The organism is Agromyces zhanjiangensis, assembly GCF_040496055.1.
Classification (GTDB): Bacteria; Actinomycetota; Actinomycetes; order Actinomycetales; family Microbacteriaceae; genus Agromyces; species Agromyces zhanjiangensis.
Genome location: NZ_JBEPKB010000001.1, coordinates 493616 through 515887, shown reverse-complemented (window position 1 = coordinate 515887; position 22272 = coordinate 493616). Strand labels below are relative to the sequence as shown.

General features: G+C 72.5%; 23 protein-coding genes. 17 read left to right on the top strand and 6 right to left on the bottom strand.

The genetic code is table 11. The features are described 5' to 3' along the window. The first annotated feature begins 4 nt into the window (after positions 1-4). From ABME02_RS02450 to ABME02_RS02425, 6 genes are all read left to right on the top strand, one after another. A complete protein-coding gene (locus ABME02_RS02450; protein WP_353813683.1) occupies positions 5-1606 on the top strand; it encodes an alcohol dehydrogenase catalytic domain-containing protein in 1602 nt (533 codons plus the stop codon). A 117-nt stretch (positions 1607-1723) separates the two neighbouring features. Then, positions 1724-2998, top strand: coding sequence for an ABC transporter substrate-binding protein (locus tag ABME02_RS02445; RefSeq protein WP_353813682.1), 1275 nt, complete (start codon positions 1724-1726; stop codon positions 2996-2998). 94 nt (positions 2999-3092) lie between these two features. Next, the gene (locus tag ABME02_RS02440) at positions 3093-3860 is read left to right on the top strand and encodes an ABC transporter ATP-binding protein (RefSeq protein ID WP_353813681.1); all 768 of its coding nucleotides are present in this window, start codon (positions 3093-3095) and stop codon (positions 3858-3860) included. Beyond that, a complete protein-coding gene (locus ABME02_RS02435; protein WP_353813680.1) occupies positions 3857-4564 on the top strand; it encodes an ABC transporter ATP-binding protein in 708 nt (235 codons plus the stop codon). The genes ABME02_RS02440 and ABME02_RS02435 overlap by 4 nt, the downstream gene beginning before the upstream one ends. A 13-nt stretch (positions 4565-4577) precedes the next feature. Beyond that, positions 4578-5453: a branched-chain amino acid ABC transporter permease gene (locus ABME02_RS02430; protein WP_353813679.1), complete on the top strand. Its 876-nt coding sequence runs from the start codon at positions 4578-4580 to the stop codon at positions 5451-5453. Next, on the top strand, positions 5450-6529 hold the full coding sequence (locus tag ABME02_RS02425) for a branched-chain amino acid ABC transporter permease (protein ID WP_353813678.1): 1080 nt from the start codon (positions 5450-5452) through the stop codon (positions 6527-6529). Before ABME02_RS02430 ends, ABME02_RS02425 begins: the two co-directional genes overlap by 4 nt. Positions 6530-6676: 147 nt before the next feature. Here ABME02_RS02425 and ABME02_RS02420 read toward each other — a convergent pair whose 3' ends face one another. After that, complete coding sequence (locus tag ABME02_RS02420) at positions 6677-7456, bottom strand: SDR family NAD(P)-dependent oxidoreductase (RefSeq protein WP_353813677.1); 780 nt, start codon at positions 7454-7456, stop codon at positions 6677-6679. Further along, positions 7440-8681 carry an acyl-CoA dehydrogenase family protein gene (locus tag ABME02_RS02415; RefSeq protein ID WP_353813676.1) on the bottom strand — a complete coding sequence of 414 codons (1242 nt, stop codon included), beginning with the start codon at positions 8679-8681 and terminating at the stop codon, positions 7440-7442. The genes ABME02_RS02420 and ABME02_RS02415 overlap by 17 nt, the downstream gene beginning before the upstream one ends. Before the next feature lie 207 nt (positions 8682-8888). On the opposite strand from ABME02_RS02415, the gene ABME02_RS02410 reads away from it, so the two are divergent. The 4 genes from ABME02_RS02410 to ABME02_RS02395 are packed head-to-tail and all read left to right on the top strand — an operon-like array spanning position 8889 to position 14502. Further along, positions 8889-10064 carry an acyl-CoA dehydrogenase family protein gene (locus tag ABME02_RS02410; RefSeq protein ID WP_353813675.1) on the top strand — a complete coding sequence of 392 codons (1176 nt, stop codon included), beginning with the start codon at positions 8889-8891 and terminating at the stop codon, positions 10062-10064. Positions 10065-10078: 14 nt separating this feature from the next. Further along, the gene (locus ABME02_RS02405; protein WP_353813674.1) at positions 10079-11287 is read left to right on the top strand and encodes an acetyl-CoA C-acetyltransferase; all 1209 of its coding nucleotides are present in this window, start codon (positions 10079-10081) and stop codon (positions 11285-11287) included. 11 nt (positions 11288-11298) lie between these two features. Further along, complete coding sequence (locus ABME02_RS02400) at positions 11299-13503, top strand: 3-hydroxyacyl-CoA dehydrogenase NAD-binding domain-containing protein (protein WP_353813673.1); 2205 nt, start codon at positions 11299-11301, stop codon at positions 13501-13503. Between the two features lie 9 nt (positions 13504-13512). Continuing rightward, positions 13513-14502 carry an NAD(P)H-dependent flavin oxidoreductase gene (locus ABME02_RS02395; RefSeq protein ID WP_353813672.1) on the top strand — a complete coding sequence of 330 codons (990 nt, stop codon included), beginning with the start codon at positions 13513-13515 and terminating at the stop codon, positions 14500-14502. A 37-nt stretch (positions 14503-14539) separates the two neighbouring features. Here the strand turns inward: ABME02_RS02395 and ABME02_RS02390 are convergent, their stop codons facing one another. Further along, on the bottom strand, positions 14540-15172 hold the full coding sequence (locus ABME02_RS02390; protein WP_353813671.1) for a TetR/AcrR family transcriptional regulator: 633 nt from the start codon (positions 15170-15172) through the stop codon (positions 14540-14542). A gap of 65 nt (positions 15173-15237) precedes the next feature. On the opposite strand from ABME02_RS02390, the gene ABME02_RS02385 reads away from it, so the two are divergent. The 6 genes from ABME02_RS02385 (at position 15238) to ABME02_RS02360 (ending at position 18925) form a co-directional block, all read left to right on the top strand. Continuing rightward, positions 15238-15594 carry a three-helix bundle dimerization domain-containing protein gene (locus ABME02_RS02385; RefSeq protein ID WP_353813670.1) on the top strand — a complete coding sequence of 119 codons (357 nt, stop codon included), beginning with the start codon at positions 15238-15240 and terminating at the stop codon, positions 15592-15594. A gap of 78 nt (positions 15595-15672) precedes the next feature. Beyond that, positions 15673-16173 (top strand): bifunctional nuclease family protein, encoded by a 501-nt coding sequence (locus ABME02_RS02380; RefSeq protein WP_353813669.1) that lies wholly within the window; start codon positions 15673-15675, stop codon positions 16171-16173. Between the two features lie 74 nt (positions 16174-16247). Continuing rightward, positions 16248-17189, top strand: a complete 942-nt coding sequence (locus ABME02_RS02375; protein WP_353813668.1) for a bile acid:sodium symporter family protein — start codon at positions 16248-16250, stop codon at positions 17187-17189. Continuing rightward, positions 17186-17518, top strand: coding sequence for a hypothetical protein (locus ABME02_RS02370; protein WP_353813667.1), 333 nt, complete (start codon positions 17186-17188; stop codon positions 17516-17518). Before ABME02_RS02375 ends, ABME02_RS02370 begins: the two co-directional genes overlap by 4 nt. Positions 17519-17520: 2 nt before the next feature. Next, positions 17521-18090: a potassium channel family protein gene (locus tag ABME02_RS02365; protein ID WP_353813828.1), complete on the top strand. Its 570-nt coding sequence runs from the start codon at positions 17521-17523 to the stop codon at positions 18088-18090. A 40-nt stretch (positions 18091-18130) separates the two neighbouring features. Continuing rightward, complete coding sequence (locus tag ABME02_RS02360) at positions 18131-18925, top strand: alpha/beta fold hydrolase (RefSeq protein WP_353813666.1); 795 nt, start codon at positions 18131-18133, stop codon at positions 18923-18925. A gap of 38 nt (positions 18926-18963) precedes the next feature. On the opposite strand, the gene ABME02_RS02355 is transcribed toward ABME02_RS02360, so the two are convergent. From ABME02_RS02355 to ABME02_RS02345, 3 genes are all read right to left on the bottom strand, one after another. Continuing rightward, entirely contained in the window at positions 18964-19308 is a 345-nt protein-coding gene (locus ABME02_RS02355; RefSeq protein ID WP_353813664.1) for a CHY zinc finger protein, read from the bottom strand. A 37-nt stretch (positions 19309-19345) separates the two neighbouring features. Further along, on the bottom strand, positions 19346-20110 hold the full coding sequence (locus ABME02_RS02350; RefSeq protein WP_353813663.1) for a DUF6518 family protein: 765 nt from the start codon (positions 20108-20110) through the stop codon (positions 19346-19348). A gap of 142 nt (positions 20111-20252) precedes the next feature. Next, entirely contained in the window at positions 20253-21236 is a 984-nt protein-coding gene (locus ABME02_RS02345; RefSeq protein ID WP_353813661.1) for a calcium/sodium antiporter, read from the bottom strand. Positions 21237-21345: 109 nt separating this feature from the next. On the opposite strand from ABME02_RS02345, the gene ABME02_RS02340 reads away from it, so the two are divergent. Continuing rightward, positions 21346-22269, top strand: coding sequence for an oxygenase MpaB family protein (locus tag ABME02_RS02340; protein WP_353813660.1), 924 nt, complete (start codon positions 21346-21348; stop codon positions 22267-22269). The last annotated feature ends 3 nt before the right edge of the window (positions 22270-22272 follow it).

The following is a 22272-nucleotide window of genomic DNA, read 5'->3' as shown; positions in this document are numbered from 1 at the left end:
GGCCATGACCGCGGCAGTGGCCGCGCTCGTCCGCGAGCGCGGCGGATCCGTCACGCTCTCGGACGTGACCCTCCGAGCGCCGGGCGACGAGGAGATCCTCGTCCGGGTGATGGCCTCGGGCGTGTGCCCGACCGACATGTTCGGCATCGACGGCGGCGCCGGCGACCGTTTCCCCGCGGTGTTCGGGCACGAGGGCGCCGGGGTCGTCGAGGCGGTCGGTGCGAGCGTCGAGACGCTCCGGCCCGGCGACCGCGTGGCGCTCGGATTCGCCTCGTGCCGCGAGTGCCCGGCCTGCCTCGATGGCCATCCCGCCTACTGCGAGCGGTTCGCGGCCCTCAACCAGGGCGCGCCGGTCGACTTCGCCGCGGCGGGGGAGCCCGTCACCGCGGGCTGGATGGGCCAGTCGGCCTGGTCGACCCACGTGGTCGTCCGCGCCTCGAGCGCGGTCGCGATCGGCGAGGACGTGCCGTGGGCGGTCGCCGCAACGCTCGGCTGCGGTGTGCTGACCGGAGCCGGCGCCATCCTGAACGTGCTCCGCCCGGGTCCGGTGGACTCGCTCCTCGTCCTCGGGGCGGGCACCACCGGGCTCGCAGCGGTCATGGCGGCGCGGCATCGCGGGCTCGCCCGGATCGTCGTGAGCGACCCGATCCCCGCCCGTCGGGAGCTCGCGCTCGAGCTCGGCGCGACCGAGGCGCACGCACCCGACGCGCTCGCCGCGGCGCTCCGGGGTCGCCCGCAGTTCGAGGCCGCGCTCGACACGGTCGGCTCGCAGGACTCGGTCGACGCCGCGCTCGGCGCACTCGCGGCACGCGGCACCTGCGCGACCGTCGCGCTCAAGCCGGGGTCGAACCGGGTCTCGATCTCGCAGTCGAAGCTGCTCTGGGGTCGCACGATCACGGGCGTCATTGAGGGCGACGCCGACATCGCTCGCGACCTCCCCATGCTCGGGGCGATGTGGCGGGCCGGGCGCCTGCCCGTCGAGCAGCTGATCTCGCCCTACGAGTTCGCCGACGTCGACGCCGCGGTCGGCGCCGCGCGCAGCGGGCGCTCGATCAAGCCGGTGCTTCGGATGTCGCGCGCCGACGCCGACGGCGAGGTGGATCGGCGGACGACCCCGCCTCGCTCGCCGTGCGACCTGCTCGTCCGGCTGCTCTCCGGTCGGGTCCCGGAGAGCGACCTCCCCGCCCTGTGGCGATCGCTCCCGGCCGTCGAACCGGCAGACCTGCGCGGACTCTGGCGAGGAACGGGCCTCAGCACGGGTCACGCCGCGCACCGCCTGCTGACGCGCAGCCGGTGGTACGGCAAGCTCTTCCGCTCCGACGACGACGTCGCCCCCATCGTCCGCGAGACGGACGCCGGCGACCTGGTGGCCGACCCCGCGCTGGCCAAGGGCGGCGCGAGCCTCAGACGGATGGCGCACGACGGCGTCGTCACGGCCGCGATGGCCTACGACGGGCAGCCGATCATCGACCTGTTCGTCCGACTCTCGCCCGACGCCGTGCTCGGCGTCATGACCGGTCGCGGCACCGCTGACGCGGGCCGCAGCTACTACTTCGTGCTCGAACGGGACGACGACCGCGACGTCGCGATCGCCCCACCCGACTGAGCCGATCCGGCCGGGCGGCACCACCGACCGCCCGGCCCGCACCACCGCGCACCCTGCGCTGCGCGGCCCCCACCATGCACCCGACACGTCCAGCAACCCACGTTCCGAGGAGGAACCATGTCCATCGCACCCAGCACCAGACGCATCCGCCTCCTGCCCGCCGCCGTCGCCGGCATCGCGGTCACCGCACTCGCCCTGTCGGGATGCGCCGGCCGCGACGCCGCGGACGACACCGCCGAACCCGTCGCCGAGGCGTGCAGCCCGGGGTTCACCGACACCGAGGTGCGGATCGGCAACAGCATCCCGCTCTCCGGGCCGGCCGCGGCGTACGGCGCCATCGGCCAGGCGCTGAAGGCCTACTTCGACGACGTCAACGCCGACGGCGGACTGGAGTTCGCCGACGGGTCGACTCGGGACGTGACCGTGACCGTCATCGACGACGGCTACGACCCCGCGAAGACCGCGGCGAACGTCCGCACGCTCGTCGAGCAGGACGAGGTGTTCGCCCTGGCCGGCGTGCTCGGTACCGGTGCCGCCATCAGCGTCGCGCCCTACGTGGAGGAGGAGGGCGTGCCGAACCTCTTCGTCGGCACCGGCAGCGACGCGATCCTCGCCCTGCACGAGGGCGATCCGTGGACGACGGGCTTCATGCCGCAGTACGGGTTCGAGGTCCAGGCGCTCGCCGAGTACCTCGTCGAGAACCACCCCGGCTCGACCGCCGCGATCCTCTACCAGAACGACGACTTCGGCGAGAGCATCCGTGCCGGGTTCGAGGCGGCGTTCGAGGGGACCGGCATCGAGATCGTCGCGGCCGAATCGTACGAACTCGCGAGCGCCTCGGTCGACAGCCAGGTCACGAGCCTCGCGGCATCCGGCGCCGACCTCTTCCTGGACTGGGCCGTCGGCGCGTTCGCGACGCAGTCCCTGAAGAAGAAGCTCGAGCTCGGGTGGGATGCGACGACCGTGATCAACGCCCCCGCCGCCGACGCGACGTTCTTCCTCAAGCCCGCGGGCGAGGGCGCGGCGGACGGCGTCGTGTCGATCGCCTACACGAAGGACATCACCGATCCGTCGCTCGCCGGCGACCCGGGCTTCGACGCCTGGACCGACTTCGCCGCCGCCCACCCCGACGAGGTGAACGCGCTGTCCGCTCCGGCGGCCGCCGGCTACCAGACGGCGCAGCTGCTCGAGGCCGCGCTCCAGCAGATGGAGGGCTGCACGCGCGAGGCGCTCCTCGACGCGGCGACCTCGTTCGACGGCCTCGAGCTCGACCTCGCGCCCGTCGCCGTCACCACGGCGCCGGACTACCCCTACGCGTTCAGCGAGATCGGCGTGCAGGTCTTCAACGGCTCGAACTGGGACCTCGCCGAGGGCACCTACACCGTCGACTGACGGGTGGCCCGGGGCCGGGTCGGGAAGCCGGCCCCGGCCGCCACCGCCCGACACCCGACCCCCGAGACGAGACACCCCACACGAGGAGGACGCGATGGACGCGCTGCTCGAGGTGCGCGACGTGCGCCTCTCGTTCGGCGGCCTGCAGGCGCTCGACGGGCCGAGCCTGACCGTCGACGACGGCGAGGTCGTGGGCCTCATCGGCCCGAACGGCGCAGGCAAGACGAGCCTGTTCAACTGCATCAGCGGGCTGTACCGCCCCCAGTCGGGCACCATCCGCGTCGCCGGGCGCGACGTGACGGACCTGCCGCGCCACCGCATCGCCGGGTTGGGCGTCGGCCGCACCTTCCAGAACATCGGACTCCTGCCGAGCCGGACCGTGCTCGAGAACGTGCTCGCCGGCGCGTACCACGCGACGCGCGGCGGGTGGTGGGCGACCGCGCTGGCGTTGCCCGGCATCCGTCGCACCGAACGGGAGTACCGCTCCCGGGCGCTCGACCTGCTCGCCGAACTCGACCTCGCCGAGGTCGCGGGGCGCGTGGTCGGCACCCTGCCGTTCGGCACCCTGAAGCGCATCGAGCTCGGTCGGGCGCTGATCGGCGAGCCGCGACTCCTCCTCGTGGACGAGCCGGCCAACGGGCTCGTGCACGGCGAGGTGATCGAGCTCGGGGCGACGCTGCGCCGGCTGGCCGCGGAGCGCGGTGCGGCGATCCTGCTGGTCGAGCACCACATGGGGCTCGTCAGGTCGGTCTGCGATCGCGTCGTCGTGCTCGACTTCGGGCGCCTGATCGCCGAGGGCGACCCGCGCGACGTCGCACGCGACCCGCAGGTCGTCGCCGCCTACCTGGGGAGCGCCGCATGAGCCTCATGAGCGTCGAGCTGGATGCCGCGGGCTACGGTCCCGCGACCGTGCTCCGCGACATCCGCTTCGCGGTGCCCGCCGGCGGGCGGCTGGTGGTCCTCGGCGCGAACGGCGCCGGCAAGACCACCCTGCTCCGGACGATCTCGGGCTTCTGCCGGGCCGAGGGGTCGATCCGCCTGGACGGCAGGGAGCTCGTCGGCAGGTCGCCGCACCGCATCGCGGTCGCGGGGCTCGCCCACGTCCCGCAGGGCAGGGGGACGTTCGGCGACCTGACGGTCCGCGAGAACCTGCTCGTCGGCGGGTCCACGAGGCCCCGTCGGGCGGCGGCCGCGGAGGCCGACCGGTGGATGGAGCGCTTCCCGAGGCTCGGCGAACGGAGCGCGCGTCCCGCTTCGGGACTGAGCGGCGGCGAGCAGCAACTGCTCGCGATCGCGCGGGCCCTCATGTCGGCGCCCCGCCTCCTGCTGCTCGACGAGCCGTCGCTCGGACTCGCCCCCAAGGTCACGACCGACCTGTTCGCCGCGCTCGACGAACTCGGCCGGGAGACGGACACGGCGATGCTCCTCGTCGAGCAGAACGCCGACGTCGCACTCGGCATCGCCGAGGACGCGCTCGTCATCGAGAGCGGCCGGGTCACCGTGCGCGGCTCGGCCGCCGAGCTGCGCGGCAACGACGACGTGCGCCGGGCCTACCTGGGCGTGTGAGAGGGGACGACGGATGCTCCTGCAGCAACTCGCAGACGGGATCGCGACCGGCGCCATCTACGGCGCGCTCGCACTCGCGATCGTGCTCGTGTACCGGGCCTCGCGGACGCTCAATTTCGCCCAGGGCGAGCTCGCACTGCTCGGTGCCTACGTCTCGTGGCAGCTCGCCGCGTGCGGCGTGCCGATCTGGATCGCCGTCGTGATCTCGATGGTCGTGCTGGCCGCACTGTCCGCCGGCATCGAGCGCGTGCTCATCCGCCCGCTCGTGCGCCGTCACCAGGCGCTGCCGCTCATCATCGTGACGCTCGGGCTCATGATCGCCCTGAACGCGATCATCGGCTGGGCGTGGACCTACCAGACGAAGGAGGTGCCGGCGCTCTTCGGCGCCGGCTCGGTCGAGCTCGGCGGCGCCGCCGTGTCGCGCCAGGACGTCGGGATCGTGTTCTCCGTGATCGTCGTCGCCGTGGGCCTCGCCGCGCTGTTCGGGCTGACCCGTGTCGGCCTCCGCATGCGGGCCGCGGTGTCCGCGCCGGAGTCGGCCGAACTGTCGGGCGTATCGACGGGCCTCACGATGACGATCGGCTGGGCGATCGCGGGCGCGGTCGGCGCCCTCGCGGGAACGCTCATCGCGCCCGAGCTGTTCCTGCACCCGGGCATGATGGCGCCGGTGCTCATCTACGCGTTCGCCGCGGCCACGCTCGGCGGGCTGCAGTCGCCCGTCGGCGCCCTGGTCGGCGGCATCGTGGTCGGCGTCGTCGAGAACCTCGCGGGCAGCTACCTGCCGAACGGCTCGGAGGTCAAGCAGGTCGTGGCGCTCGTCATCATCGTCGTCGTCCTGCTCGTGCGACCACAGGGCCTCTTCGGCCGGAGGGAGGTGGTTCGCGCATGACCACGACCACGACCACGACCACGACGGCGACCTCGCCCGTCCGCACGTTCCTCGCCGGCCGGGGCCGGCGCGGCTCGGCGATCGAGTGGCTTCGTCGCCCGCGACCGCCATTGGCACCGCCGCGATGGCTCGCCGTGCTGGTGGCGGTCGCCTCCGCGGCGGCGCTCGTCGTCGTGCCGCTCGTCAACCCGAGCTACGTCAACCTCACCGTCACGCTCGTCATGATCTGGACGATCGTCGGCCTCGGCCTGAACCTCCTCGTCGGCTTCGGCGGCCAGGTCTCGCTCGGCCACTCGGCGTTCTTCGCGATCGGTGCGTACGCGGTGGCCGTCGGCGGTGAGGCTGGGATGTCGCATCCCGCGACGCTCCTCGTCGCCGGGATCGTGCCGTTCGTGGTGGGCTACCTGGTCGGACTGCCCGCCCTCCGCCTGCATGGGCTGCAGCTCGGGCTCGTGACGCTCGGGATGGCCATGGCGACGCCCGCCGCCATCCGCGCGCTCGAGCCGCTCACGCACGGCAGCCGGGGCATCGCGATCGACGGCGATCCGCCCGCCTGGGCGCCGCTCGACCACGACCAGTGGGTGTACTACCTCGCGCTCGCGGCCGCCGCGCTCGGCTACCTCGTCACGCGGCGCCTCGCGCGCGGCCGGCTCGGCCGGTCGTTCGTCGCGGTGCGCGATGCGGAGCTCGTCGCCGAGACGCTCGGCGTCGACGTGTGGCAGACGAAGACGCGCCTGTTCGCGGCATCCGCCGTCTACGCCGGCGTCGCCGGGGGCCTCTACGCGATGCTGCTCGAGTTCGTCGGGCCCGAGAACTTCAACCTCACGCTGTCGATCTCGTTCGTGACGCTCATCGTCGTCGGCGGCCTCGCGACGGTGCCGGGCGCGGTGCTCGGCGCGATCTTCGTGCAGGTCGTGCCGACGCTCACCTCGAGCATCAGCCCTGCTGCGACGGGCGCCGCCTACGGCATCGTGCTCATCGCGTTCGCGTTCTTCCTCCCGTACGGGCTGGTCGGGCTCGCCCGCGCCGCGCTCGGCGGCGCCGTCCGCCGGCTGCCCGGCGGCGGCGCCGACTGACCAGGGCCCGCTCCCGTCGGCACCAGCCGCCCCGATCGGCGGATATACGATCGACCACCCGGTCGGCATGCCCGAGAGAACGGCGCGCCCGATCGTATATCCGCGGAAGTGAGCGTCGGGTGGGCCGGGTGCGTGCGGCGGCGCGGCTCAGGCGCCGCGAAGCCCGCCGCCTGCGCGATGCACGGCCAGGACGGGCACGGCGGCGTTGCGCGACAGGCGCGTGAGGGAGACCGCGAGCTCGGCGACATCCGCGGCCCTGATCATCTCGGACGCCGGGATCTCGTCGTGCTTCCACGCGGCCATGTCGGTGTCGACGTACCCCGGGCAGATGGCGGTGGCGTTCACGCCGTTCGGCCCCTCCTCGGCGCACACCGCCTCGCACAGCGACACGACCGCAGCCTTCGTGGCGCTGTACGCCGCCAGGCCGGGTTCGGCCATGAGGCCCGCGAGGGAGGCGAGGGCGATGACGCGCGCGCCGCGAAGGTCGGATGCCGCGGTCTCGCGCAGCAGCGGCAGCGCCGACGAGAGCAGGGCGAAGGTGCCGCGCACGTTGAGCGCGTAGTGCTTGTCGACCCGGCGGAGCGGCGTCTCGGCGATGCGGCTCCCGTGCCCCATGCCGGCGTTCATGACGAGTGCGTCGAGGCGCCCCCACCGCTCCTCGTGCGCTGCGAGCAGGCGGTCGAGGTCGTCGGGCTCCGATGCGTCGGCGGCGATCGCGATCACCTTCGCGCCGGACGCGGTGAGCTTGGCGGCCGCGGCCTCGAGCGGCTCGGGGGAGCGCGCGGAGAGCGTGAGGGCGAAGCCGTCGGCGGCGAGCGCCCGGGCGATCTCGAGCCCGATGCCGCGCGAGCCGCCGGTGACCAGGGCCGCGCGCGGTGCGGAGGCGGCATCCGTCGCGGTCGGTGCAGCGTCATCGTGCCAGGTCATGGCGGACTCCCTTCCCGTGCGCGCTCACCGCGCGCTTCGCGATCGACCAGCGATGCGTTTCGCTCGATCCGTCGTAGATGCGGAACGGGCGCACCTCGCGCCAGTACCGCGAGAGCAGCAGCTCGTCGGAGACGCCCTGCCCACCCGCGAGCTGCACGGCGCGGTCGACGATCCGGCCGACCGCCTCGGCGACGAAGGTCTTGGCGATCGACGAGGCCGTCCCGGCGTCGGGGCCTGCGGCGTCGCCGGCGTCGAGCACGCGCGCGGCCTCGCGGACGATCGAACGCGACGCGGCGAGGTCGATCTCGTTGTCGGCGAGGTGCTGCTGGGCGAGGCCGAGGTCGGCCAGGCGCGAGCCGAACCCGCGCCGCTCCGAGACGTGCGCGAGCGCGAGGTCCTGCGCGCGGCCGGCGAGGCCGAGCCAGCGCATGCAGTGCGTCAGGCGTGCGGGCGCGAGCCGGACCTGCGCCGCGGCGAATCCGCCGTCGACCTCGCCGAGCACGGCGTCATCCGGCACGAGGCATCCGTCGAAGCGCAGCAGGCTGTGCCCGCCGTAGAGGCCGGCGTCGATCGTGTGGACGTCGCGCACGAGCTCCATGCCCGCGGCGCCGCCCTCGACGAGGAACATCGTCGCGCCGCCCGCGTCCCCGGGCTCGCCCGAGGTTCGGGCGAGCACGATGACGACGCCAGCGTCGCGGGCACCGGTGATGAACCACTTCTCGCCCGAGATGCGCCAGCCGCCGGCAACCTTCTCGGCCTTCGTCGCGAGCGCCCGGGGGTCGCTGCCCGCGCCCGGCGGGGGCTCGGTCATCGCGAACGCGGAGTGGATCCCGCCGGCGGCGAGCGGACGGAGCCAACGCTCCTGCTGCTCGGCCGACGCGGCGTGCAGCAGCAGGTGCATGTTGCCCTCGTCGGGCGCCTGGATGTTCATGGCGAGCGGGCCGAAGAGCGAGTACCCCGCCGCCTCGAAGACGGCGGCCTGCTCGAGGGTCGTGAGACCGTGTCCGCCCCAGTCGGCGGGGAGGTGGGGGACGAGCAGCCCCGCGTCGCGCGCGGCGGCGCGCAGCCCGTCGCGCAGCTCGCGATCGCGAGCGTCGACGTGCTCGCCGTCCGCGTGGCGGTGGGCGACGCCGCGCTCGGCCTCCTCGACCGGGATCACCTCGTCGCGGACGAAGTCGCGCACGCGGTGCACGAGTCGGTCGATGGTGGGCGGCTCGTGGTCCATTCGCTTCCTCGCGACTCCGGGATGTCGCCTGCGGCATCCGTCTTCTCATCGGGATTAGAAAATCCGTCGTCCTGATTCTGCGGGAGAGTCGGGCGGCGGGCAAGGGCTCGCGCAGACATTTTCTAATCCAATGTAGAAAATGGCCACGGATGGACGTACACTCGACCTGCACGGGGAACACCCCATGAGATCGAGGGAGATCGAGACATGCCGCAGACGTCTCTCCAGGCGGCGGACCGCGTCCGCACCGTCTACGAGGAGGAGCACGAGCAGTTCCGCGAGATGGTGCGCGACTTCGTCGAGCGCTACGCCCGCCCGAACGCCGAGCGCTGGGAGTCCGCGGGCAAGGTCGACCGCTGGCTCTTCGAGAAGGCGGCCGAGACCGGCATCCTGGGCTTCACCGTCCCCGAGGAGTACGGCGGCGGCGGCGCCGACGACTTCCGCTTCAACGCGGTGATGGGGGAGGAGCTGGCCCGCAACCCGGTCTCCGACGGCATGGCCGGCATCGCACTGTCGAACGACATCGTGATCCCGTACTTCCTCGATCTGACCGACGACGCGCAGAAGCGCCGCTGGCTCCCCGGCATCGCGGCCGGCACGCTGATCACCGCCGTCGCGATGACCGAGCCGGGCACGGGCAGCGACCTGGCGGGCATCCGCACCAGCGCGGTGCGAGACGGCGACGACTACGTCGTCAATGGCAGCAAGATCTTCATCTCCAACGGGCAGAACGCCGACCTCGTGGTCACCGCGGTCCGCACCGGGTCCGACCCGCACAAGGGCCTCAGCCTGCTCGTCATCGAGGCTGACAGCCCCGGCTTCTCGCGCGGCCGCAACCTCGACAAGGTGGGGCTCCACGCACAGGACACGAGCGAACTCGTCTTCGAGAACGTCCGGGTGCCCGTCGCGAACCTCCTCGGCGCCGAGGGCCAGGGCTTCCTCGGCCTCATGCGGAATCTCCCTCAGGAGCGCCTCTCGATCGCCGCGGCCGCGGTCGCCTCGAGCGAGGGCGTCATCGAGCGTGCCATGACGTACGTGAAGGAGCGGCAGGCGTTCGGCCGGCCGGTCGCCACCTTCCAGAACACCCGGTTCGAGCTCGCCGACATGTTCACGGCGACGCAGGTGAGCCGGGCGTACATCGACCAGTGCATCCTGCGCCACTCGCGCGGCGAGCTGTCGGCGGAGGATGCCGCGGCCGCGAAGTACTGGACGACCGAGCAGTACGTGCAGATCGTGAACCGCTGCCTGCAGTTGTACGGCGGCTACGGCTACATGCGCGAGTACCGGATCGCGCGCGACTACGAGGACGCGCGCATCACCACCATCTACGGCGGCACGACCGAGATCATGAAGGAGATCGTCGGTCGGAGCCTGGGCCTGTGAACGGAAGGAATCACGTGGGCGAGGCATACATCTACGACGCCGTGCGCACCCCGCGCGGCAAGAACCGCGGCGGGGCGCTGCACGGCACCAAGCCGGTCGACCTCGTGGTCGGCCTGATCGACGCGCTCCTCGAGCGCAATCCCGGGCTCGACCCGGCCGCGGTCGACGACATCGTGCTCGGGGTCGTCTCGCCGATCGGCGAGCAGGGCGGCGACATCGCCCGCACCGCGGCGCTCGTCGCGGGGCTGCCCGAGTCGGTCGCGGGCGTGCAGCTCAACCGGTTCTGCGCCTCCGGCCTCGAGGCCGTGAACACCGCGGCCCAGAAGGTCGCGAGCGGCTTCGAGGACCTCATCCTCGCCGGCGGCGTCGAGTCGATGTCGCGAGTGCCGATCGGCTCCGACGGCGGCGCCTACGTGCAGGACCCGACGACGAACTACGACCTCTACTTCGTGCCCCAGGGCATCGGCGCAGACCTCATCGCGACGATCGAGGGCTTCAGCCGCGAGGAGGTCGACGCGTTCGCGAGCGAGTCGCAGCGGCGCGCCGAGGCGGCGTGGGAGCAGGGCTTCTTCTCCGGCTCGATCGTGCCCGTGACGGACCAGAACGGCGTGACGCTGCTCGACACCGACGAGCACCGCCGCCCGGGCTCGACCGTGGAGTCGCTCGGCGCGCTGCAGCCCGCCTTCGCCGGCGTGGGCGACCAGGCCGGCTACGACGCGGTCGCGCTGCAGAAGTACCACGCGGTCGAGCGGGTCTCGCACGTGCACACCGCGGGCAACTCGTCGGGCATCGTCGACGGCGCCGCGCTCCTCGTCATCGGTTCGAAGGAAGTGGGGGAGCGCTTCGGCCTCACGCCGCGCGCCCGCATCGTGGCGACTGCGGTGACGGGCTCGGAGCCGACCATCATGCTGACCGGTCCGACGCCGGCCACGCGCAAGGCGCTCGACAAGGCGGGGCTGGATGTCTCCGACATCGACCTGTTCGAACTGAACGAGGCCTTCGCGTCGGTCGTCATGAAGTGGATGAAGGACCTCGACATCCCGCACGAGAAGGTCAACGTCAACGGCGGCGCGATCGCGATGGGGCACCCGCTCGGCGCGACGGGCGCCATGATCCTCGGCACGCTGCTCGACGAGCTGGAGCGCAGGGATCAGCAGCGCGGGCTCGCGACGCTCTGCGTCGGCGCGGGCATGGGCATCGCCACGATCATCGAGCGGGTGTGAGGAAGAGGGACATGAGCAGCATCGCATTGGACAGCGACGCGGTGGAGGCCGCGGTCTACACCGGCTACGCGTGGGAGCGCGACGCGGACGGCATCGTCACCGTGACGATGGACGACCCCGACAGCAGCGTGAACACCATGAACGCGCACTTCACCGCGGCGCTCGAGGCGACCGTCGACCGGCTCGAGGCCGAGCGCGACGACATCACGGGCGTCATCCTCGCCTCGGCGAAGAAGAGCTGGTTCGCCGGCGGCGACCTGAACCTCCTCCGTGCCGCCGACCCGGCGAAGTCGGCGGAGGAGACCGCGCACATCGACCGGGTCAAGCACCTCATGCGCCGGCTCGAGGTCTTCGGCCGACCGGTCGTGGCGACCCTCAACGGCACCGCGCTCGGCGGCGGCTACGAGGTCGCACTCCTCGCCCACCATCGGGTCGCCGTGGAGGCCAGGGGCATCCAGTTCGGCGTGCCCGAGGTCTCGCTCGGGCTCCTGCCCGGCGGCGGCGGCATCACGCGACTCGTGCGCATGCTCGGGCTGCAGCGGGCGCTCTCCGAGGTCATCCTGCCCGCGACGAAGTTCTCGCCGTCCGACGCGCTCGCCGTGGGCCTCGTCGACGAACTCGTCTCGACGCCCGACGAGCTCGACACGGCCGCGCGCGCCTGGATCGCCGCGAACCCCGCACCGGTGAAGCCGTGGGACGAGAAGGGCTTCAAGCTCCCCGGCGGTGCGCCGACCTCGCCCGGCGTCGCCGGGATGCTCGCCGCGATGCCCGCCATGCTGCGCAAGCAGCTGAAGGGCGCACCGCTGCCCGCACCGCGCGCCGCGATGGCCGCCGCCGTCGAAGGCGCCTACGTCGACTTCGAGACCGCCTCGAAGGTCGAGACCCGCTACCTCGTCGAGCTCACGCACGGCCAGGTCGCGAAGAACATGATCAAGGCGTTCTTCTTCGACCTGCAGCACATCAACGCCGGCGGCAGCCGTCCGGACGGCTTCCCGAAGTACACCGCCCGCAAGGTGGGCGTCATCGGCGCAGGCATGATGGGCGCCGCGATCGCGTACGTGTCGGCGAAGGCCGGCATCGAGGTCGTGCTGAAGGACGTCTCGCTCGAGGCGGCCGAGAAGGGCAAGGACTACTCGCGCGCGCTGGAGGACAAGGCCCTCGCCCGCGGGAAGACCACGGCCGAGCGGAGCGCCGAGCTGCTCGCCCGCATCACCGCGACGGCCGACCCGGCCGACTTCGCCGGCGTCGACTTCGTCATCGAGGCCGTCTTCGAGTCGGTGCCCGTCAAGCAGGGCGTGTTCCGGGAGATCGAGGACGTCGTCGAGCCGGACGCCGTCCTCGGCTCCAACACCTCGACCCTGCCGATCACGCTGCTCTCCGAGGGCGTGAAGCGCACGGACGACTTCATCGGCATCCACTTCTTCTCGCCCGTCGACAAGATGCCGCTCGTCGAGATCGTGCGAGGGAAGAACACCAGCGACGAGGTGCTCGCGAAGACGTTCGACTACGTCATGCAGATCCGGAAGACGCCGATCGTCGTCAACGACCAGCGCGGGTTCTTCACCTCGCGCGTCATCGGCGAGTTCATGGCCGAGGCGGTCGCCGCGGTCGGCGAGGGCGTCGAGCCGGCCTCCGTCGAGCAGGCCGCGCTGCAGGCGGGCTACCCGGCCGGCGCGCTCCAGCTCTTCGACGAGCTCACACTCTCCCTCACGCAGAAGATCCGGCACGAGACCGAGGCGGCGGTGGTCGCCGAGGGCGGCGAGATCCGCACGCATCCCTCGCACGCCGTGATCGACTGGATGGTCGACGACGTGCAGCGGCCCGGCCGTCGGGCGGGCCGGGGCTTCTACGACTACGACGAGTCGGGCCGGCGCGTCGGCATCTGGCCCGGCCTGCGCGAGCAGTACGGCTCCGGCCGCACGGTGCTGCCGCTGAAGGACCTGCAGGAGCGCATGCTCTTCGCCGAGGCGATCGACACCGTCCGCTGCCTCGACTCGGGCGTGCTCACGAGCGTGCCCGACGCGAACATCGGCTCGATCTACGGCATCGGGTTCCCGGCCTGGACGGGCGGCGTGCTCCAGTACGTCAACCAGTACGAGGGCGGGCTTCCCGGCTTCGTCGCTCGCTGCCACGAGCTCGCAGCGGCGTACGGCGACCGGTTCCTGCCGCCGGCCTCGCTCGTCGCGAAGGCCGAGTCCGGCGAGACCTACGAGTAGGAGGCGAACGTGCTGTCGAACAGGTTCACGGAGGCGCTCGGCATCGAGCATCCGATCGTCCAGGGCGGCATGATGTGGGTCGGCCGCGCCGAGCTCGCGGCGGCCGTGTCCGAGGCGGGCGGCCTCGGCATCATCACCGCGCTCACGCAGCCGACGCCCGCCGACCTGGTGAGGGAGGTCGAGCGCGCCCGCCGGCTGACCGACAAGCCGATCGGCGTGAACCTCACGATCCTCCCGTCGATCAACCCGCCGCCCTACGACGAGTACCGCCGGGCGATCGTCGACGCGGGCGTCACCATCGTCGAGACCGCCGGGTCGAGCCCCGAGCCGCACATGGAGATGTTCCGCGAGCACGGCGTCCGGGTCATCCACAAGTGCACGAGCGTGCGGCACGCGCTGAAGGCCGAACGGCTCGGCGTCACCGCCGTGTCGATCGACGGCTTCGAGTGCGCCGGTCATCCCGGCGAGGACGACGTGCCCGGCCTGGTGCTCATCCCGGCGGCGGCCGACGCGCTCACCATCCCGTTCATCGCCTCCGGCGGGTTCGCGGACGGCCGCGGCCTCGCGGCGGCGCTCGCGCTCGGCGCCGACGGCGTGAACATGGGCTCGCGGTTCATGTGCACGGTCGAGTCGCCCATCTCCGACACCGTGAAGCAGCGGATCGTCGACGCCACCGAGCTCGACACCAACCTCATCTTCCGCAGCCTCCGCAACACGGCTCGCGTCGCGAAGAACGCCGTGAGCGACGAGGTCGTCGACATCCTCGCGAAGGGCGGGCAGTTCCCCGACGTGCAGCCGCTCGTCGCCGGGGCGCGCGGCAGGAGGGTGTTCGAGGAGGGCGACCTCGATGCGGGGATCTGGACGGTCGGACTCGTCCAGGGTCTCATCCGCGACATCCCGACGGCGGGCGAGGTGGTGCGCCGCACGGTCGCCGACGCGGAGGAGGTGCTCCGGCGCCGGCTCGCGCTCTTCGGCGAGCCGGTGGGGGCGATGTCCTAGCCGCGGCCCCCGGCGGCAGGACGACGGCGCCGGCGACCTAACCGGTCGCCGGCGCCATCCCGTACCGGACCATGTCCTGCGTCGCGCGCACGAGGTCGTCGAGCGTGCGGTGGCGGGGGTTCCACCACTCCGCCGCCCAGTTCATCGCGCCGAGCAGCAGCATGCGCGTCACCGTGATGTCGAGGTCGGCGCGGAGCTGGCCGGCGTCCATCGCGGCCGTGAACAGGTCGCGCCACAGCCGGGCGTAGGCCGCCTCCTCGGCGGCGGCCTTCGCGCGCAGCCCCTCGGGCACCTGATTCGCGTTGCGGATCGACGCGGTCGTGTAGTCGGAGATGAGCAGCTCGTAACGCAGGTGCGCCTCGACGGCCGTGAGGATCCGGTCGAGCGGCGAGGTCTCGGCGGGGAGCGCCTCGAGCTCCGCGACGACGTGGGCGTGCACGCGGGCCGCGCCGACCCACATGACCTCCTCGATGAGCTCGTCGCGTGAGGCGAAGTGGTAATAGATCGTCGGGGCCTGCAGCTGCGCGTGCGCGGCGACGTCCGCGAGCCGGGTGCCCGCATAGCCCTTGCGGCTCAGCACGTGCGCCGCGGCATCGAGGATGCGCTCGCGAGTGCGCGCCGACTTGCTGGTCGGCGCCTCGGCCGCGCGGCGCTCCGTCGTCTCCGCCATGATTTCGAATTCTAGTTAGATTCCGTGCGCTTGCACAGGGCGACGCGACGGCGCACACTGCATCCATGACCACTGAGGCCGATGAGCAGCAGGCCGTCGAGCACGTCGTCTCGCGCCTGCTGGAGCGCTTCCCCTCCCTCACCGAGGATCACGTCCACTCGATCGTCGACGAGGAGCACCACCGGTTCGACGGTCGGCCGGTCCGCGACTTCGTGCCCGTGCTCGTCGAGCGTGCCGCGCGCAAGCGCCTCGCGACCGAGGCGCCGAGCGTCCACCTCGAACCGGATGCCGCGGAGCTGGCCGCGGCCGACCAGGTGCGTCGCACCGGCGGCGCCGAGATCGATCCGATGGAGGTGACCCGCCGCGGCGATGCGGAGGGCAGCGACTTCCTCTTCGGCGACCTCGGCGGACGGAAGGCCTGACGGGACCTTCCGCCGGTGGCCGGGCGTCGTCGGTCGTACGATGGCCGGACCACGCCCGACCAGCGAACGGGAGGCGCCATGGTCCAGGTCCGCGTCCTCGGGATCGCGCTCGACGCGGCCCGGCAGCACATCGTCCTGCTGAAACCGCTCGGCGAGGAGTCGGCAGAGGGACGGGTGCTGCCGATCTGGATCGGCGAGCAGGAGGCGACCTCGATCCTCATCGCGCTGGGCGGCGACCACGCCCCGCGCCCGCTGACGCACGACCTCATGGTGACCCTCGTCGAGGCGGTCGGCGGGAGCATCGACCGCATCGACGTGACCCGCATCGAGGAGGGCACCTTCTACGCCGAGCTCACGCTCGTCACCCCGACCGGTCCGCTCGTGATCGACTCTCGACCCTCCGACGCGATCGGGATGGCCGTGCGCGTCGACGCGCCGCTCTTCGTCGCCGACGCGGTGATGGATGACGCGGGCATCCCCGCCGAGATGGTCGAGCACCACGACAGCGAGGACGAGGAGAAGCTCGAGGAGTTCAAGAAGTTCCTCGAGGACGTCGACCCGGAGGACTTCCAGGGCTGATCGGGGCGAGCGCGTGACACGACCCGCCGCCGCACTCCAGACTGTGGAGCACCGTCTTCACGAAGGAGTGATCAATGGGTCCACTGACGACGATCGGCCTGCCGGTCGCCTTGGGCGTCATCATGTTCGGCCTCGGCCTCAGCCTCACTCCGCGAGACTTCGCGCGGGTCGCGACGCAGCCGAAGGCGGTGGTCGTCGCCCTCGCCTGCCAGCTGCTCCTCCTGCCGGCCGTGTGCTTCGGGCTCGTGCTCCTCTTCGACCTTCCGCCGGTGCTCGCGGTCGGCATGATGCTGCTCGCAGCGTCGCCCGGGGGCACGACCGCGAACCTGTACTCGCACCTGTTCCGCGGTGACGTCGCGCTGAACATCTCGCTCACCGCGCTCAACTCCGTGATCGCCGTGTTCACCCTGCCGCTCATCGCGAACCTGTCGATCGCGTACTTCCTGCCGGGCGACGACGGGCTGGGCCTGCAGCTCGCGAAGACGCTGGAGGTCTTCGCCATCGTGCTGCTCCCGGTGATCGCGGGCATGCTCGTACGCCGCTGGAACGCGCGATTCGCCGATCGGATGGATCGTCCGGTCCGCATTGCGTCGATCGTGATCCTGGTCGTCGTGATCGCGGGTGCGATCGCGTCGAACCTCGAGTTGCTCGTCGAGAACTTCGGCCGGCTGGCGGGCATCACGGTGCTGTTCTGCCTGCTGAGCCTCGGGATCGGCTACCTCGTGCCGCGACTGCTCCGGGTCGAACGACGCCAGTCCATCGCGAGCTCGTTCGAGATCGGCATCCACAACGCGACCCTCGCGATCGTCATCGCGCAGACCGTGATCGGCAGCGTCGAGATGAGCCTGCCGGCCGCGGTGTACGGCGTGCTCATGTTCTTCGTCGCACTCGGGTTCGGCTTCCTGATCCGGGGCAGGGGGGCGGATGCCGCGGGCACGCCGGCCTCGGCGACCGCGACAGCGGACGGGGCGGGCGACCCCGGGCCCGCCGTGCCCGCTCGTAGCATGGGCGGGTGAGCGTGCTGTGGGTCGTCGCCGGGGTCGTCCTCATCGTGGTGGGGCTCGATGAGGTGTTCCACACGGTGCTGCACCCGACGGGACGCGGTCGCCTCTCCCACCTCGCCGCGCGCTCGACGTGGGCGCTGACCTCCCGGCTCGGCCGCCGCGGCCGCACCGTCGCCGGCCCCGTCGCCGTGGTGGCCGTCATCATGGTCTGGGGAACGCTCCAGGTCGTGGGCTGGGCGCTCGTGTACCTGCCCTTCGTACCCGACGGGTTCGAGTACAACCCGGCATCGACCCGCAGGCCTACCCCGCGATCGTCGAGGCCTTCTACTACTCCACCGTGAGCATGTCGACCCTCGGTCTCGGCGACGTCTACCCGACCGACCCGTGGCTGCGCATCTTCGCGCCGATCCAGGGCCTCATCGGGTTCGCGCTGCTCACCGCCGCGGTCGCGTGGTTCCTCCAGCTCTACCCCGACCTCGGCCGTCGACGCGCGCTCGCGCTCCGCATCGCCCTCATCCGGCGGGCCGACACGGCCGGTCACCTCCTCAACATGGAGTCGGCCACGTCGAGCGGACTGCTCGACTCGCTCACCGCCGACCTCGCGCAGTCGCGCGTCGACGTGTGGCAGAACGCCGAGTCGTACTACTTCACCGAGGCGGAGGAGACGGCCTCCCTCGCCGCTCAGCTGCCCTACGCGCTGCACCTGGCCCGGCTCGCACGGCGCTCGTCGGATCGCACCGTCCGCAACAGCGGCCAGATGCTCGAGGAGGCGATCGACGACTTCGCGAGCGTGCTCCGCGACCGGTTCATGCGTCGAGGCGACGACACCCAGGCGATCCTGCAGGAGTACGCGAGGCAGCATCGCCAGCGGCCGACGGTGCCCGGGGAGCCTGCCGAGTCCGCGACGTCCTGAGTGCAGCGACCCGAGCCTCCGGCGCGGCAGAATGGCCGACATGGATGCCGCGTTCCCCTCGCTGACCGAGATGCCCGCGCCGCAGTTCGTCATGTCGGGGGAGGGCCGCCGCATCGCGACCTACTCGTGGGGCGAGGAGGACGCGTCGACCGTGCTCTGCGTGCACGGGTTCGCGTCGAGCTGCCGCGACAACTGGGTGAGCACCGGATGGGTGCGCGACCTGCTCCGCGCCGGCTACCGGGTGCTCGGCGTCGACCAGCGCGGACACGGCGCGAGCGACACGCCCCACGAGGCATCCGCCTACGGCATGGACGCGTTCGTCGACGACCTGGTCACGGTCCTCGACACCTACCTCGTCGACGCCGTGCGCTACGTGGGGTACTCGCTCGGCGCGCGGGTCGGCTGGCAGGCGGCGGTGCAGGTGCCGCAGCGCATCGAGCGGGCCGTGCTCGGCGGCATCCCCGACGGCCGGCCGCTCGCACGCATGCAGATCGAGCAGGCCCGGGCGTACGCCGAGCACCGCACGCCCGTCGACGATCCGGTCACCCGGAACTACGTGACGCTCGCCGAGCGCGTCGCCGGCAACGACCTGCTCGCACTCGTCGCGCTCGCCGAGGGGATGCGCGCGGGCGACGCCGACCCCGACCCGACGAACCCGCCGCCGCAGCCGATCCTCTTCGCCACCGGCACCGAGGACGCGATCATCGAGCAGTCGCGCGCGCTCGCCGCGGCGACGCCGAGCGGCTCGTTCGCCGAGATCCCCGGACGGCACCACTTCAACGCGCCGGGCTCGCGCGAGTTCCGGCGCGCGGCGATCGACTTCCTGGCGGCCTAGGTCCGCCGTTCGGCGTCCGGCGTCGTCGGCACCGCCCGTCAGCCCTCCGTCTCGAAGTACAGGTGCGTGTGCAGCCGGCAGCGCGGGTTGAACGCGGCGCCGCACGCGGGGCACGCCTCGACGCCGAGGTAGGTCGCGATGGGCAGCTCGGCACCGCAGGCGCCGCAGAGGACGGCGCGCGCGTCGCGCTCGGCGAGCGGCCACTGCCGCGCCGGGTGCCCTGCGGCCTCCTCATGGCAGAGGTGGCACGGGTAGTACTCGCCGCAGCAGGCGAACCGGATCGCGACGATGTCGACCTCGGTGCGGTAGTGCACGCAGCGCGTCTCGTCGTCGACGACCGCGCCGAGCACGCGCGGTCGGGCGGGAGCGGCGTCGTGCGTCATGCCCTCCATCATCGCCGAGGACGCGCACCCGGACGGCTCAGCCGCGGAACACGAGGATCGGCAGCAGGACGAACGCCGACCAGAACAGTCCCGACACGAGCACGGTCCCGGTGACCGCCACGAGTGCGAGGCCCCACGGGCGCGCGCGCAGCGCGCCGACGACCAGCACGACCGTGCCGGCCGCGATCTCGATCCACCACCACACCGCACTCGTCGTGTCGGCGACGACCGTGAGCCCGTAGGCGCCGTCGCCGACCAGCACGCCGGCGAGCACCGACGTGCCGAGCGCGAGCTGCAGGCCACGTCGGCGCAGCGAATGCGCGGCGCATCCGATGACCGGGCCGGCCAACGCGCCGATGATCGCCCAGGTCGTCGGGTCGAACGCGATCCCGCGCCATCCGGATGCCACGGCGTAGCCGAGCGTCAGCGCCAGGAAGCCCGCGCCGCCCGCGATCGCCGCCTCGGGGTACCCGCGCGCCAGCCAGAGGACGAGGATCGCGGTCGGGATCGTCCAACCGCCGGCCGAGTTCGCGAGCGACGCCGTCTCCGGCGGCAGCACCAGCTGGCCCCAGGAGGTGAGTCCGCCGAGCACGAACGCGAGGGCGGCGACGAGCAGGATCCGGCGCGCGGCGGAGAACCACGGATGCCGCGGCGCGGGCGAGAGCGCTGAGCCGGAGCCGGCCGAGCGTGCCTCCGCGGGTGGCGCACCGGCCGCTGGGATGACGCCGCCGGACGCGCCCATCCCCGGCGCATCTGCGGCGGCGGCGCCCGGTGCGGCTGCCCGACCCGTGCCTCGTGCCATGCACCGCACGCTAGACGCGATGGGCCGGGCACGCGTCATCCGCTCGGCTGACTCGCAGGAGGTCGTGACCGCACCGTGACCGTGGAGACCGGGCCCACGCCGGTCGCGCCGACCGGTCACGCCGACCGGTCACGCCGACCGGTCACGCCCGGAACAGGAGGAGGCCGGCCAGGTACACGAGGTAGGCGAGGACGAACACGGCGCCCTCGATCCGCTGCATCCGCCGCCCGGTGAGGAAGACCGGGATGCACGCGACCGTCGCCCCGACCATGACGGGCAGGTCGATCACAAGGATCCCCGGGTCGACCCCGATGCCGTCGGCCGGGATGAGGCTCGTGATGCCGAAGATGAACAGGATGTTGAACACGCTGCTGCCGAGCAGGTTCCCCACGGCGATGTCGCGCTCGCGCCGGATGGTCGCCACGATCGCGGTCACGAGCTCGGGCGACGAGGTGCCGATCGCGACGATGGTGAGGCCGATCACCGAGACCGGGATGCCGAAGCCCGCGGCGAGGGCGACCGCGCCGTCGACGAGCCAGTCGGCGCCGACGACGACGACGGCGATCCCGGCGACGAGCAGGACCGCGTCGCGCACGGTTCGGGCCCGGGCACCGGCCACCGCCACACGGGCCCGCGGCTCGCCGAACTCGCGCGCGAACTCGGAGCGGGCGGCCAAGCCTTCCCGATGCGCCGCGCGCACGATGACCACCGTGTAGACGACCCCGAGGACGACGAGCAGCGCGCCGTCGAAGCGCGTGACGACGCCGTCGGCGCAGAGGAGCAGGAGGGTCACCGCGGCGACCACCATCGCCGGCAGGTCGAGCCGGATCGCGTGCGAGCGCAGCGTGAGTGGCCTGATGAGCGCGGCGATGCCGAGGATGAGCAGCACGTTCAGCGTGTTCGTGCCGACGATGTTGCCGAGCGCGAGCGAGCCGCTGCCCTGCAGGGCCGCGTCGATGCCGATCGCGAGTTCGGGTGCGCTCGTGCCGATCGAGACGACGGTCACGCCGATGACCATCGGAGAGATGCCGAGCCGCGCGGCGAGCCGCGTGCCGTTGCGCACGAGCAGCTCTGCGCCGCCGATGAGCGCGAGCAGTCCGGCGACGAGCAGCACGGAGTCGCCCATCGTGCTCCCTCCGCCGCGTGCCGGTTCGCCGGTCAGTCGGTTCGACAGTAGGGCCTTTCGCAGCGAATCCGCAGGTGCCTCCGCGGCGCGAGCGCCTAGCGTCGGAAGCATGGCCGAGGGCGGGCGCGACGGCGCCGGGGCTCGCGCGGGGCACGCGCGATGGAGTCCGGTGCGTCGTCGTCGGGACGAGCCGCCGGCCTGGACCCTGGCGCTCGCCGAGGGCGACGACGCGGGCCTCTTCGGGCCGGGCAGCGCCGTGTGGGCGGTCAACGGCGCCCTGCCGACGCTCGTCGCGGGCATCCGCGCGCTGCTCCTGCAGACCCTGCACCCGGGTGCGATGGCGGGCGTCCACGACCACTCGCGCTACCGGGAGGATCCGCTCGGGCGCCTCGACGGCACCGTGCGTTGGGTCGCCACGACGACCTTCGGCGACCGACGCGCCGCCGCGGCCGCGTGCGCCGCGGTGTCCCGGCTGCACGAGCGCGTGACCGGGACGTACGTCGATGCGCGCGGCGAGACCCGTGCCTACGCGGCCAACGACGAGGACCTGCTGCGGTGGGTGCACGACGCGTTCACCGAGGCGTTCATCGGTGCCCACGAGCGATGGGGCGGGCCCATCCCGGGCGGCGCCGACGCGTACGTCCGAGAATGGGCGGAGGCGGGCCGGCTCATGGGCGTGCGGGAACCGCCGACCTCGCTCGCCGGCCTGCGCGCAGAACTCGACGGGTTCCTCGCCGACGCCCGGCCCGACGAGCGCGTCGCCGAGGCCGTGCGGTTCCTCCGCCGCCCGGGCCTGCCCGGCGTGGTCGGCCGGATCTACCCGATCCTCTTCGGCGGGGCCGTCGCCTCGCTGGACGCGCGCGAGCGCAGTCTCCTCGGACTGCGGCGGCCGTGGTGGCCGGCGGTCACGCTCACCCGCGCGGTGCTCGCGATCGGCGTGCGCCGGTTCGGGCGGGTGTCGCCGAGCGAGCAGAACGCGCGGGCGCGGATCGCCCGGCTCGAGGGCGTGTCCGAGACGGCGCCCCACGCCTGAGCC